This is a genomic window from Corallococcus sp. AB045 (assembly GCF_003668895.1).
Lineage (GTDB): Bacteria > Myxococcota > Myxococcia > Myxococcales > Myxococcaceae > Corallococcus > Corallococcus coralloides.
The window spans coordinates 13,839-26,494 of sequence record NZ_RAWN01000007.1; the positions used below are offsets into that span (position 1 = coordinate 13,839).

Annotated in this window: 12 protein-coding genes and 1 tRNA gene; 7 read left to right on the plus strand and 6 right to left on the minus strand. The window is 67.1% G+C overall.

The window, feature by feature from the left end; genetic code table 11:
• Positions 1–171: 171 nt before the first annotated feature.
• Positions 172–576, plus strand: a complete 405-nt coding sequence (locus D7Y21_RS02855) for a spore germination protein GerW family protein (protein WP_121711075.1) — start codon at positions 172–174, stop codon at positions 574–576.
• 9 nt (positions 577–585) lie between these two features.
• Here D7Y21_RS02855 and D7Y21_RS02860 read toward each other — a convergent pair whose 3' ends face one another.
• Positions 586–939: an EthD domain-containing protein gene (locus D7Y21_RS02860; RefSeq protein WP_158627215.1), complete on the minus strand. Its 354-nt coding sequence runs from the start codon at positions 937–939 to the stop codon at positions 586–588.
• A 389-nt stretch (positions 940–1,328) separates the two neighbouring features.
• On the opposite strand from D7Y21_RS02860, the gene D7Y21_RS02865 reads away from it, so the two are divergent.
• The 4 genes from D7Y21_RS02865 to D7Y21_RS02880 all read left to right on the plus strand — a co-directional run bounded on the left by D7Y21_RS02865 (position 1,329) and on the right by D7Y21_RS02880 (position 6,503).
• Positions 1,329–2,765 (plus strand): DUF2079 domain-containing protein, encoded by a 1,437-nt coding sequence (locus D7Y21_RS02865; RefSeq protein ID WP_233611944.1) that lies wholly within the window; start codon positions 1,329–1,331, stop codon positions 2,763–2,765.
• A gap of 224 nt (positions 2,766–2,989) precedes the next feature.
• Complete coding sequence (locus D7Y21_RS02870) at positions 2,990–3,970, plus strand: hypothetical protein (RefSeq protein ID WP_121711079.1); 981 nt, start codon at positions 2,990–2,992, stop codon at positions 3,968–3,970.
• Between the two features lie 235 nt (positions 3,971–4,205).
• Positions 4,206–5,861, plus strand: a complete 1,656-nt coding sequence (locus D7Y21_RS02875; RefSeq protein WP_147469166.1) for a hypothetical protein — start codon at positions 4,206–4,208, stop codon at positions 5,859–5,861.
• Between the two features lie 15 nt (positions 5,862–5,876).
• Positions 5,877–6,503, plus strand: a complete 627-nt coding sequence (locus tag D7Y21_RS02880; protein WP_147469167.1) for a hypothetical protein — start codon at positions 5,877–5,879, stop codon at positions 6,501–6,503.
• Between the two features lie 88 nt (positions 6,504–6,591).
• Here the strand turns inward: D7Y21_RS02880 and D7Y21_RS02885 are convergent.
• From D7Y21_RS02885 to D7Y21_RS02900, 4 genes are all read right to left on the minus strand, one after another.
• Positions 6,592–6,668 (minus strand) — tRNA-Asp (locus D7Y21_RS02885).
• Between the two features lie 205 nt (positions 6,669–6,873).
• Positions 6,874–8,922 (minus strand): putative metal-binding motif-containing protein, encoded by a 2,049-nt coding sequence (locus D7Y21_RS02890; protein ID WP_121711085.1) that lies wholly within the window; start codon positions 8,920–8,922, stop codon positions 6,874–6,876.
• The gene (locus D7Y21_RS02895; protein WP_147469168.1) at positions 8,919–9,791 is read right to left on the minus strand and encodes a hypothetical protein; all 873 of its coding nucleotides are present in this window, start codon (positions 9,789–9,791) and stop codon (positions 8,919–8,921) included. Before D7Y21_RS02895 ends, D7Y21_RS02890 begins: the two co-directional genes overlap by 4 nt.
• A gap of 94 nt (positions 9,792–9,885) precedes the next feature.
• Positions 9,886–11,001, minus strand: a complete 1,116-nt coding sequence (locus D7Y21_RS02900; protein WP_233611946.1) for a hypothetical protein — start codon at positions 10,999–11,001, stop codon at positions 9,886–9,888.
• A 250-nt stretch (positions 11,002–11,251) separates the two neighbouring features.
• Here D7Y21_RS02900 and D7Y21_RS02905 point away from each other — a divergent pair, with 250 nt between their 5' ends.
• Together D7Y21_RS02905 and D7Y21_RS02910 are read left to right on the plus strand one after the other, a co-directional pair.
• Complete coding sequence (locus tag D7Y21_RS02905; RefSeq protein ID WP_233611948.1) at positions 11,252–11,605, plus strand: zinc-binding dehydrogenase; 354 nt, start codon at positions 11,252–11,254, stop codon at positions 11,603–11,605.
• Positions 11,606–11,641: 36 nt separating this feature from the next.
• Positions 11,642–12,079, plus strand: coding sequence for a DUF3592 domain-containing protein (locus tag D7Y21_RS02910; RefSeq protein WP_121711091.1), 438 nt, complete (start codon positions 11,642–11,644; stop codon positions 12,077–12,079).
• 127 nt (positions 12,080–12,206) lie between these two features.
• Here D7Y21_RS02910 and D7Y21_RS02915 read toward each other — a convergent pair whose 3' ends face one another.
• A complete protein-coding gene (locus D7Y21_RS02915) occupies positions 12,207–12,641 on the minus strand; it encodes a hypothetical protein (RefSeq protein ID WP_147443093.1) in 435 nt (144 codons plus the stop codon).
• Positions 12,642–12,656: the final 15 nt, after the last annotated feature.

A 12,656-nucleotide genomic window follows, 5' to 3' on the forward strand; every position in this document is an offset into this window, starting at 1 on the left:
GGCCTGACGGTGAAGCCCGAGCCCCTCCGGCCCCTGCGCCCGAGCGCCCTGTCCTGGAGCCCCTGCTCCCCGTGTCGCCCCACGGCCCGCCGGCCTGCCCATCCGGTCCTCATGCCGCACCGTGTCCACCTCTCGCTGAGAGGACACCGACATCCCATCTTGGGGGACGCCATGGACGTCAATGAGGTCATCGACCGGGCCCGCGACAGCATCTCCGTGAAGCGTGTCTACGGAGAGGCCATCCAGCAGGACGGAATCACCGTGATTCCCGCGGCCCTGGTGGCCGGCGGAGGCGGCGGAGGCGGCGGCGAGGGGCCGGCGGCGATCCAGCAGGCCGGAGTGGAGGGAGAGGCCGTGAAGGGCAGCGGCTCTGGCAGTGGCTTCGGTCTGAAGGCCCGCCCCGCGGGCGCCTTCGTCATCCGCGAGGGCAACGTCACCTGGGTTCCCGCCGTGGACGTCAATCGCATCATCCGGGGCGCGCAGTGGCTCGCGGGCACGGCGCTCCTCCTCTTCGGCCTCCGCCGCCTGCGGAGCGCACGCCGTTCCGCCCGCCTCCTGCGGCACGCCTGGCGCTGAGGCCACCGGTCACCCGGAGGTCGTCACGTGCTCCTCGACGACGTAGGCCCGGGTCCGTGAGCGTTCGAGGAAATTCTCTTCGTCCTTGGCGATCGCGTCACCATTGGAAGGAGCGAAGAGCAGAGCCCCCCATGCATGGAAGGACTCCCGGTCGGGGAACACCAGCTCGGTGATGACGTCGAAGTCGATGGAGCTGTCTTCCATGTTCAGCGCATCGCCCCGCACCAGGAAGTTGCGTTTGTAGACGATGGGCGGGGGCGCCAGGCCGCAGACCAGCGGCACGTGGTTCTTCTCGTAGTAGTCGATGAAGGCCTGCGTCTCGAGTCCCTGCTTCTTCGTGAGAAAGGCGAACACCTTCACCATGTCGTGACTCCATCGGGAGGGATTGACGTCATCCTCCGTCCGAACGTACTGCGTCTGCTCACGGACCGGCACGAAAAGGGTCATCCGCACCGGCCGATGGTCGCTGCCTGTTTGAGGCAGGGCGCGCAGGTCGTTGGTTCGGGGCACTGCCCTGCCGGTCCTCCGGCGACGTGTCCTGACTCACCGCTCAAGCCGCCTTCCCATGAGGAGGCGGAGCCGTCAGCTACGCCAGATTGCGGACTCCTTCTCTGGTTTCCTCGAAGGCTCGCTCAACTCCAACGAACGCGGGTTCTGGCTTCGGGGCGAGGAGTCGCTGAAGCGGGCACCATGGCCTCCGGTGGAGTCTCCGGGGGGAATGCGCTAGATGGGCCGCGCCACCCGCGCGCGCGATGACCTCCACCCCGACTCCCGACTCCTCTCGCCGTGCGCTCCCGGGCCTGCTGGTGCTGTCCGCGCTGGCGCTCCTCTGGGCGGTGGTCGCGGTGGCGCCGGTGTGGCTCCAGGCCGCGCGCTCCTGCTTCGCGACCTATGATCTGGGCATCTACGCCCAGGCCCTGGCGCGGCTGTCGTTGAGCGATCCGAACCCCTGGCTCAGCGCGCGGCAGGTCTTCATCTTCGCGGACCACTTCGACCCCGTGCTGTGGCTGGCCCGTCCGCTGGGTGCGCTGCTGCCGGCGATGTGGACGGCGCTGGTGGCGGAGGCCGTCTTCGTCCTGCTGTCGGTCGCGCCGCTCGCGTGGCTCCACGTGCGCGGCCTGTTGGACCGGGCCTCCACGGTGTTCCTGGGCGCGGTGCTGCTCTTCAACACCGGCACCCTGGCGGCGCTCATCTATCCCGCCCACCCCACCACGTGGGCCATGCTGCCGTGGACGTGGTTCGCGGTGGCGTACTGCCTTCGGCGCACGGGGTGGATGATCGCCGCGCTGGTGTTGCTGTTCGCCTGCAAGGAGGAATTCGCCTTCGTGGGACTGATGCTCGCGGGCGGGCTCTTGCTCCGGGGCGAGCGTCGCGCCGCGCTGTGGGTGTTCACGCTGTCCGCAGCGTGGCTTGCGTTCGTGTTCTTCGGGCGCTCCGCGTTGTGGGGCGAGACAGTGGACTACCGCGCGCGGCTGTCGCCGACCGCGGGCCAGGGGCTGGGCGCGTATCTGGCCGAGCGTTTCGCGCTCGACCCCATGCGGCGCGTCGGCACCCTGCTCACCGTCTTCATCCCCGTGGGCCTCTGGGCCTGGCGGCGGAAGTGGAAGCCCGATTGGGTATGGCTGTCGCTACTGCTGCCGATGATTGGCATCCGCTTCTTGGGCATGGCATGGCGCGCCCAGTACGGCGCCCCGCTCATGGCCGCCGCGCTCATGACCCTGCTACCGCTGCTGCTCCGGCGTGGCCCTCCGCCCTGGGTGTTGCTCACCACCGGCGTGCTGCTCTTCACCACCAACCAGAACCTCCTGCGCTCGTCATGGCGCAGCGTCTCCCGGTCGGAGTCCCTTCCCGCGCACTGCCCCGCCACACCCGAACGCCTCTCGGCCCTCCAGCACGCGAAGGACGTCCTCGCCGCGAGCCCGGGGGGCAAGGTCCTGCTCGGCGGTAACCTGGTGCCGGACGTGGCGTCGCGGGACGAGATCTACATGGTGGGCGGGCCCCAGGCGGATGGTGTCCTCGTCTATGACCTGGTGCTGGTGGAGAAGCCGCCTCTGGGCATCCCCGCGCCCGTCACCCCGGAGCGACTCCGCGAGCTCATCGACCTGTGGCGCTCGCAGCCGGAGACCCAGGTGATCATCGACGATGCGCACGTCTTCCTCGCGCGGGGACGCTTCACCGTCGTGCGTTGACGCGCCCCCCAGCGGAAGCCTGGCGCGCCGCCCGTCGTGCCACCGGGCTGCACGTCCTCCGCCGCGTCCCAGCCACAGCCGCTCCATGCCCGCGGCCACTTCCAGCGACCTGGAAGGGATGCCCTCCGAGCCCTGCTGACCGGATCCTCGCGCAACGGTAGGGCCCCATCCGTCTTATGTGTCGTCCTATGCTCAGGGTTATCTCCACGCGACAGGATCCGAACATGCCCACACTGGCAGAGCTTCCCAAGGCACAGAAGAAAATCAATTGCGTCTGGATTGGGAACGGCCCCATCAACTACCTGTCAGCGTTCAACATCCTCAGCTGGATATCATGCGGCTGGACCGTCACCATCTACAAGCACCCCGCCCCCGTGGCGGGTGCCTCCGTGAGCGCGCTGTTCCCCATGGATGCCCGTCCGGCCTTCTACCATATTGGAGAAGGCGACCTCTCCGTCGTGTCCCTCGCCGACACGCTCGAACCCGAAACTCCGGTGATGCCAAACGCCCGGACCCTGCTGCGCAGGTGGATTGCTCAGATTGGCGTCGGTTACACCAGCTACGCCATCGGTGACCTGACCAAGTCATTCATCGCGGGGACTCGTGTGGGCATCGTACTGGACCTGAAAATCGGACCCAGCAAGTGGATCCACAGCTATCCTGCGGATCGCTTTCTTGACAGCTTCATCAGCTTTTCCCGAGCGGGTGCCGGTGGCGTGGAAAACCAATGCCTGGGCAGCTTTCTCCTTGCCGCTTCAAACAAGTACGGTAGCAACTTCGACCAGGGCGTGAACTTCCGCCTGGGCGGCGCCACTTTCGCCGGAAAAAACGAAGCAGAGGCGGTTTTCGGCTCCATTACGGGGATGCACCAGAACGCGTTCAACAAACTGCGGTTTGGCCCCGGAGCCAGAGGAACGGACGTCAAGACGTTGAACAGCGATGTTTGGTCATTCACTGAGCTTCGTGGCGTGAGCAACTCGGGTCCGTTCCGTGTCTACCAGACCCCTGGTTATTTCAATTGGAAGCAGGGGGAGTATCCGGAACAGAAGAAAGCCAACGAGTTGCTTGTCGCCAACACGCTGCGGGATGACCACGGCTTTGGGGGGTACGGGGCTGCGCCTGCTCCATTGGAGACCAACGGCTTCTACTATAGGGTCATCCAACCCATGGCCCGTAAAGCCATCAATTCCCTCGACCCGGGATGATCACACTGCCTGGAGGCCCCCTGTGTCAGGGAAGTTGTCGCCTCGGCTGAGCGGCCGGGATGACCACGCCTTGGGGGCGAGAGCAGGCAGGACGCAGTGCCGTACACGGATGGATTCAAGTCCCAGATGGTGAAGCGGATGGTGGGCCCGGGCGCGGAGGGGATTCCAGCCTGGAATCAGGGCGTGGGCGGGGCTGTCGCGTGGCCGGTGGTCACCGGCCGGGGTCTTCTGGGGGATGAATGCAAACCGCTGGCTGTTGCTGGGGGCCCTGGGTGTGGCCCTCGGTGTCGTGGCTTGTAGCAGTGGAGACATTGGCAAGCCGCCGGACTCCCCGCCGGTCACGGTGGATGCTGGAACGGATGCGGGGCAGCCCCTGCCCGACGCGGGGCCTGGCTCCCAGTGCCTCGGCGAGGGCACGGCGTGCAGCCGGGACTCGGGCGCCTCATGCTGTACGGGCCTCTGCTCGGACACGGGCGTCTGTCCGGCCCCCAGTGCCCAGTGCACCGCCGCGGGCGAGGCCTGCACCAGCGGCATCGAGTGCTGCACGAACAGCTGCCTGGACGGCAGGTGCTCCACGCTGCAGTGCCTGGACGTGGGCAGCACGTGCGCCAGCGCGGAGGAGTGCTGCACGAAGCTCCGCGGCGCGGACGGCAAGTGCGCGGCGCTGCCTTCCAACAGCACCAGCAGCTGCAAGGTGCCGGGCCAGGCCTGCACCGGCGCGGGGGACTGCTGCTCCAGCAACTGCCAGGGAGGGCTCTGCAAGCCGGCGTACTCGTGCCAGGCCAATAACGATTTGTGCATGAAGGGCGCGGACTGCTGCGGCGGTGTGTGCTCGCAGGAGAACACGGGCACCCCGGGCCGCTGCGTGGCGGTCAGCGGTGGCGGCGCGGGCGGCTGCCTCCAGGACGGCAACCCCTGCTCGGGCTCCAGCACCTGCTGTTCGCGCGCGTGCGTGGACCTGGGCTACGGGACCACCGTGTGCCAGCCGGTGGGCGGCTGCCGTCCCACGGGCAATTATTGCACTGACGACGGCGTGTGCTGTGGCGGTGAGAAGCTGTCCAACGCGGTGGACTGCCGCGAGAGCCGCTGTGACAAGCCGAATGGCTGCAACCCGGTGGGCAACATCTGCGGCAGCGGCCAGCTGCCGGATGGCGGCATCATCGACGTGAACGCCCGCGAGGCCTGCTGCGACGGCCAGAAGGCCGTGTGCAAGGTGGACTCCGTCGGCGTGCCGCGCTGCTTCGGCGGCTGTCCCAACAACAGCTGTCCGGCGGGCTGCCCCACGGGCTACACCGGCGAGGAGCCGTGCTGCATCGCGCAGGACCAGCAGTGCCAGTTCTCCGACCAGTGCTGCGGCGGCGCGCGCTGCCTGCCTGGCGCGGATGGCGGCCTGACCTGCCAGAAGGTGACGTGCGATCCCGTGGGCACGCTCTGTGATCCGCAGGACTCCAAGTGCTGTGCTGGCACCACCTGCTCCATCGTCTCCGAAATCGCCTACGCCTGCCGTGCCGGGGCCACGCCGGGCGGTGGCGGCACGGACGGTGGCTCGGGTGGGACGGACGCGGGCTTGTGCGCCGCGAACGGGAAGGCCTGTGCCTCGGGTGCCGCCTGCTGCTCCGGCATTTGCACCAATGGTACCTGCTCGACCCCCAGTGTCTGTCAGCCCCAGGGGCAGGCCTGCACCTCGCCCGCGGACTGCTGCGTCGGGCTCGGCTGCAACATCCCGGGTGGGAGCATCGTCGGCACCTGCGAGACGGGTTCGACCTGCTCTGCTGGCGGTCAGGCGTGCTCGCCCACCAGCCCGTGTTGCGTGAAGCTCAACTGCGAGACGATCGCCGGGGAAGCCTGCACTGGCACGGAGCCTTGCCGGTGCAACAGCCCCATCGGATGACAGGAGACACCCATCATGCTCATACCCCTTCCGCGTGCCGTGACCGCTGTCGCGTGTTCCCTCTTTTTGTCCCTGGGCCTCACGGCTTGCGGTGATGACGACATCAGCTCCGACGAGCAGGCCCGCCGCGCGTACCTCGGACTCGACCCGTCCGTGAGCAAGGCCCTGCAACTGGGCTTCGTCGGCTTCAACGCCGCGTCCAGCGCGAACATCCCGCCCCAGTCCGCGACGGGCGCGGTCTCCGGGACGCTGCTCGTCACCGGGCAGGTGGACCAGGGCAGCTCGGCCAACAAGGGCATGCGCCTGCGCATTGGCATGACCGGGTACTCCGACGGGGAGGTCCTCCTGGGCGGGGACGAGGACCCGGTGAACATCACCTATGCTTCGAGCACGGACACGGCGGCGCAGCCGGAGCTCACCCTCCAGCTGCGCGACATCCCGGGAGGCACGTTCACCGGGACGCTCAAGGGGCCCTTCCAGATGACCGGGGACCTGGAGGGCAGCGTCACCCTGGACCTCGCCCTCACGGGTGAAATCGAGGACGACGGCACCGGCCAGGTCCGCCGCACGCCGGGCAGCACCCATGTGACGGGCACCGCCACGTCCGGCGATGGCGTCTACACCGTGGACGTCACGCGGTAGCCGAGGGCGGCACGCGTGGCATGGCCATCATGCTCAGCGGGCCGAAAAACGAAGGGCCCGGAACCTTTCGATTCCGGGCCCTTCTCTGTGGCGAGGAGTACGGGACTTGAACCCGTGGCCTCCGGCGTGACAGGCCGGCGTTCTAACCAACTGAACTAACTCCCCACAAAACGCTCATGGGCGGAACAGGCACTGCACCTGAGCCCATGTGAGGACGTCGCTCTACCGCTGATCAAAGGAGAAGTTCAAGCGAAATGAGAGCCCTCCTGCTGGGAGGCGGCTGGGGCCAGCAAGGCCGCGCTCTTCTACTCCCTCATCGAGACGGCACGTGGAAAGCGCGTCGATGGATTCGACGCGCGATTCCAGCCGGTCAGGGCACCGGCGGCGCGGGAGCCGTGAAGCTCACAACGGTGCCACTGCCTCCCCCGGCCACGATGCGAGTGGGGTTGGGGCCATCCAACGAGGACAGCGGGGTTGTCCCTGAGTACGCGGTGGTCCACACGGAGCCATTGTAGAAAAGGATGTTCCCTTCGCTGGTTGCGACGTAGATGCCCTTCTCGCTGAAGGCCAGGACGTCCCGGATGATGGCCCTCGTTGTTCCGTTGGATTCGAAGACGGTAGGCAGCGAGGTCCAGACGCCTCCACTCCTCTTGAGGACCAGCCCATTCTCGCCTGCCGCGTAGGCGAAGCGGCCATCCGTGACATGGATGCCCCTGAGGAATCCGTCGAAGACTCCGCTCTGGAGATCCGGCTGCCACGAGGAACTTGCCGTGTCATAGCGGTAGGCAACTGCCTTGTTAATGCCATCCCCGCCCACGGCCAGCAAGGTGTCCTCGGACCCGGCGCTCGAGACCGCACGAAGGTTGGCGGGAACAGTGCCGAACTCAGTCAGATTCACGCTGAGATTGTAGTAGGGCTCTACCCATTTGAAGGTCTTGCCCTGGTTCGAGACCACATAGACAGTGGGGTCTTTGAGCTGCTCGATACCCGTGATGCCATACAGCGTCGTCTGAGCGTTTGAGTTGGGCGCGGTGAGAGTGAAACACTCCTGATCGGAGGGGTCGGGGCCCCGGGTCGTCATCCTCCCTGAATCCCCGACGGCGAAGACGCGCCCGCTCGCGGACGCCCACACCGCTCTCCAGTTCCCCTTGCAGGAAGCTCTCGTAAACGACGTCGTCGTGTTGGTCGTGCTGTCGAAATGGACGAGCTTGTCCGTACCGACCAGCCACGCCTTCCGCCCCTCGTCGTAAAGGGCGATGGCCGTCACGTCCGCAGTTCCTCCAACGCCCGCTTGCGTCGTCCAAGCGAGGGCGCCACATCCCTCGTCCACGGCATTGGAGCAGTTGTTGTCCAGCCGGTCGCAGAGCTCCGGCATCCCAGGCCGGACGTAGACGGAGCTTTCATCGCAGTCCTCGGATTGGGAAACACCGCCCTCCACGGGCGACTCACAGCCCATCCCTGCGAGCTGTCCCTTGAAACCGTCGCCGTCGCCGTCCACGTACCATGCCACCGGATTCTCCCCTGGGAGTCGCGTACAGGTCGTCTGGCTCGGCGTGGAGGCACACGCGACTTTGCCCGCGCACTTGAGATCATCCTGGCAATCACCGTCGACGTTGAAGTCCTCGTCGTTCATGCCATTGCAGTTGTCATCCTTCCCATCGCAGAGGAACTCCGCCCGATCCGGCCGGACCTGCGCGTCGTTGTCGTTGCAGTCACCGCCTCTGTTGGCGGCTCCAGCAGGCTGGATGCAGGCCTCCACCTGGGTGCTTCCGTAGCCGTCCCCATCCGCGTCCACGAACCAGGCCTTCTTGTCGGTCGCGTCCGACTCCCCCAGGGTGCAGTTGTCATCCTTCCCGTTGCACACCTCCGTGGCTTTGGGGTTCACGGCGGGGTCTTCGTCACGGCAGTCCGTGCCGCTGACGACACCTTCCGCGTCGGCGCTGCTGAAATAGCCGTCCCCATCCGCATCGATGGCCCTCACGGTGAAGGCCACGTCCCGCGTGCCTTCCTCGGGAACTTGCGCCTTCAGCTCCTGCGGGTCGCCCACCGCGGGTCCCGAACAGTCGAACTCACGCAGCTGCGTCGTCACGCTCAGCGCGCGGCCCCAGGTCTTCTTCCCGAACACCGCCACCAACACGGTGCCCGGCGTCTTGGCGGGGATCGCCACGTCGATGCTGCTCGTGTTCCTCACGTTGTCCGAGTCCGTAGCGGTCACCGTGACGCATCCGCGCGTGAAGCCGCTGTAGCCGAGGGTGACGTTCAGCGCTCCGCCCGTCCAATCGCCCATGCTTCCATCGGCGTTGCCACACCGTTCAGGGAACTGGGTGCACAGCTTCTGCTTTTCCAGGTCGAAGTCGGCACAGGCCACGCTCGCGAGCACGAACATGACCAGCACTGCCCGCAGTGGAAACAAGTTCATGGCCACCTCCCATACACAAGCGCCGATCGTCCATCCGTCCCCATCTGCATCGCGAGAGTCTTCTCCGGAGCCCCGAGCAGATACATGCCCGTCGCCAATCCCAGCCCCAAGACACCGGCTCCCAGCAGGCCCACGCCCGCGGTTTGCAGTGTTCGCCCCCGCGACGCGGCCCGGTCAATGTCCGAGAAGTTCGCGAGGGACGGGTCCGCGTTGCGAAGCTTGGACAGCTCCCCACGCGACAGGGCCCAGGAAATCCCACCCGCGACGGTGAGCGCGCCGCCGGCGATCGCGGGGATATAGGCCTTGGAGCGCAAGGAGCTGGTCCGCGTCTCCTGGGCCACCCGGAGCGGGGGCGCGATGGGCGCCGGTGCCGCCACGACGCTGGACGGGGACGCGATTCGGGGCGGTGCGGGCGGCGGAGAACCTTCACGCGGTGCATCCGTCGCCTGTCGCGGCGCGGACGAGGGTTTGGGGTCGCCACGGCGCGTTTGTTGTGTGCTCTTCACGGCCTTCCGCAGCGACTCGAACTGGCCCGACACCTTGGGCGACACCTTCACGGGGAGCTGTGCGTCCGGCCGCACGAACAGGGCGGCCATGAAGGCAGCGGAGGCCTCCTCCGTCCGGCTCAACTCCGCCATGAGCAGGCCTTCCCAGATGGAAAGCGCGACCTCGTCGTCCGGTCCGCGCGCCTGCCGCCGTGCCGTGGCGAGCTGGCCGAGGGCACTTTCAAACTCAAGCTCCTCGTAGAGGCTGGCGATGGCCTCCAGATGGTTCTTCACCTCGCTGCTTGGAGCCGCCAGCCCGACTGACGGCAGGATGACGAGAAAGACCCAGCACAGGGGCGGCCCCAATGCCTGTGATGAACGCATGAATTCCTCCCGGAATTGGGAGGCTCCTAACATGGGGAGCATGGGAGGGGAAATGAGAGCCGTCCATTCGCCCCCCCAGCCCGTTTTCGTTTGCCTACGGAGCGGGCAGCGGCTGCCAGTACGGATCAGGCCAGACGAAGGGGTTTCCACCCTGGCTCGCGGTCGCGTTGCCAAAGAAGCGCTGGCAGCCCTCGATGTTCTCGGGGCGCCCCAGCATCGTCCAGAAGCCAGGGCAGACGTCCCTGGGGACTCGCGTGCGGCAGTCCTCCATCGTCCGCTCCCCCGCGCCAGGCTGCGCGTAATAGGCGCTCACGAAGTCCCACGCGATGCGCTGGAGGGCCTGCACGGTCGCCGCGTTCTGGCCAGAGGGCACCTGGGCGCCTTCGGGCGACTGCCGGAACACGGCCGCATGGTGGACCGAGGCCATGTAATACGACCCCAGGGACGTCAGGTGGACGTTGTCGCTGAAGAGCACGTTGAGCTTCTGCGAGGTCGAACCGCTGATGCCGGGCACCTCGTTCGCGATGACCCGCTCCACCAGGTGGACCAGCGCCGCGCTCCCTGGGAGCGACACCACGCGGGCCGGCCGGCCTTCGGCCTGCAACGTGAGGTTTACCTTGGATGAAACACATTCCCAGGCAACCCGGGCGTTCGTCTCGTACTCAATCCACTGGGACGGGTCGGACTTGTTGATGTCCAGCCATGTATGATAAAAGTATGTGACGGATTGGGGATTCCCGGCGACCATCCGGTCATGGAAGTGCCGCAGCTGGCCGATGGTGTCCTCCCATTGGACGGGGCCCAGGATGTCATGCCGCTCGGTGACGAGGAGGGTGTCGTACTTCTCCCCCGCGCCCAGCGTCTGGGGGGACAACAGCTCCTGGATGACGTTCATGCTGTCGCCCACGCGGTTCTTGCCCGAGCGGTAGCCCTGCCAGTTGCCGCTGCCCCAGGTCCGCGCGCGGAGGGGTGAACCAATCACGATCTGCTGGTTCCAGTTGAAGTCCTTGCCCCGACTCCTGGCGATGTCGTCGAAATGGTCGGGCATCGGGTTGTCGAGCAGGCTGTGTCCGGAGAAGAAGACCCGGGCGCTCGTGATGGGGGACGTCCCCGCGTCAGGGCTGCCGGCATCGGGACTGCCAGCATCCAGGACGCCCGCGTCACCAGGCCCGGCATCGGGCTGCGTCCCGGCGTCGTCCTGGGGACGCACGCCCGAATCTGGAGGGCCTTCCGCGGGAACGTCCTGGCCAAGCTGGCCCGTACATGCCAGCCAGAGGGAGACAGCCAGGAATGCGCACGGCTTCAGTCGTGATGTGTTCACCGCCCCAGCATAGGTGGAAGGGGAGCCCTCTTGCCGTGCGGCAGGATGGTGGCCCCCGCGCCGAGGCCAGGCGGGTCGGCGGGCCCGCGCTGTTCGAAGTCCGCGACGTCCCTGTTCCAACTCCTGGCCGCCCAACCCCGTGGACGCGAAGCTGCGCCAGGACGGCTCATGGGCCGGGCTACAGCCTCCCGCCGTCATTGGCTACGACGCCTCTGGCGTCATCGAACAGGCGGGGCCCGGCGTCACCGGGTTCAAGCCCGGTGACGAGGTCTTCTACACGCCGGAGATCTTCCAGAACCCTCACGGCACGTACTCGGAGCTCGCCCTCGTCGGCGCGGACATCATCGCCAGGAAGCCTCCGAGCCTCGAGAACAAGCAGATGCGTCCCCTCGTCGAGCGCGTGCTGCCGCTGGAGCAGGTCGCCGAAGCCCACCGACAGCTCGACTCGGGGCACGGACGCGGGAAGCTCGTGCTGTCCGTTTCGAAGAAGTAGGCGCCGGCGGTCTGCTCCTTGCAGCCGGGGGGCGCCATGTCCCCCTTCTTCCTGCTCCTGATCGCCGTGGCCTTCGGAAGCATCCCGCTGCGGCTCATGGCGATGTCGTTGAACGCGTATTGGCTCAGCCAGAAGCTGCGAGCGGAGGGCCATCCCGCCCAAGGGACGCTCATCCGCGTCCGCAGGGCCCTCAGGGCACGGTATCCTGAGCACATCGTGGAGTACGTCTTCCCCCTCCCGGGAGGCGAAGAGATCCACGACTCCTACCGCGTCCGGTCCACCCCGTGGGACCGTCCGCCCGCGGAGGGAGACTCCATCCAGGTGCGTTACCTGCCGCACGACCCCCAGCAGCATCAACGCGTGGGGGACGAGGTGGGCCCCTCGCAACTCATCCTCAGGGGCGTGCTCCTGGGGACGGTCCTGGTGGTCATGGCATTCGCCGTGCTCGACCTGGGGCAGGAGTTGGGGCCGTAGCGGGGCCTGCCTGGAGCCGGCGGCATGGCGCTCTTGGACGTCATGCCGCTGCTGTAAGGGGTCCTCGCTCCGCTCGCGGCCGGAGCCCGGGCCTCGGATTCCCCCGCTATGGCCGGCCGGAGGCGGGCTACTTCTTCCTCCCCTTGCCCTTGCCGCCCTTGTGGTGGTCGTCGTGATGACCGCCGTGGTGATCATCATGGCGGTCGCGCTCATGGTACGACGCGGGCACGGCCCCCCGCTTCTTCGGGTGCTTCCACCGCTTGTAACGGCCGGGAGGCACCTTGACGACGGTGACGGGGACTCGCCGCTCCTCCACGACCTCCCAGCCGCCGTGGTAGTCGCGCGCCCGGAACCACCGCCCATCGCGGCGCACCCAGTACACATTGTCCACGACGTAGAGGTCCTCGTCGTAGTCCTCCACCACCTGCACGCCGGGCTGCACGACGACGAGTGGCGGCGGGGTCGTGAAGACGATGTCAGGCAGCTTCACGTCGATGTCCACACGCACCTGCCCGAAGGCCATCGAAGGAAGAAGGATCAACGCTGCGAGCAGTCGGGTCATCAGGCAAGCGTAGAG

Coding starts and splice junctions, on each gene's coding strand:
- D7Y21_RS02915 (WP_147443093.1), bottom strand. CDS start 12,641: ATGACCCGACTGCTCGCAGCGTTGATCCTTCTTCCTTCGATGGCCTTC.
- D7Y21_RS02895 (WP_147469168.1), bottom strand. CDS start 9,791: ATGCGTTCATCACAGGCATTGGGGCCGCCCCTGTGCTGGGTCTTTCTC.
- D7Y21_RS02855 (WP_121711075.1), top strand. CDS start 172: ATGGACGTCAATGAGGTCATCGACCGGGCCCGCGACAGCATCTCCGTG.
- D7Y21_RS02910 (WP_121711091.1), top strand. CDS start 11,642: ATGTCCCCCTTCTTCCTGCTCCTGATCGCCGTGGCCTTCGGAAGCATC.
- D7Y21_RS02860 (WP_158627215.1), bottom strand. CDS start 939: ATGGTGAAGGTGTTCGCCTTTCTCACGAAGAAGCAGGGACTCGAGACG.
- D7Y21_RS02890 (WP_121711085.1), bottom strand. CDS start 8,922: ATGAACTTGTTTCCACTGCGGGCAGTGCTGGTCATGTTCGTGCTCGCG.
- D7Y21_RS02880 (WP_147469167.1), top strand. CDS start 5,877: ATGCTCATACCCCTTCCGCGTGCCGTGACCGCTGTCGCGTGTTCCCTC.
- D7Y21_RS02870 (WP_121711079.1), top strand. CDS start 2,990: ATGCCCACACTGGCAGAGCTTCCCAAGGCACAGAAGAAAATCAATTGC.
- D7Y21_RS02875 (WP_147469166.1), top strand. CDS start 4,206: ATGAATGCAAACCGCTGGCTGTTGCTGGGGGCCCTGGGTGTGGCCCTC.
- D7Y21_RS02865 (WP_233611944.1), top strand. CDS start 1,329: ATGACCTCCACCCCGACTCCCGACTCCTCTCGCCGTGCGCTCCCGGGC.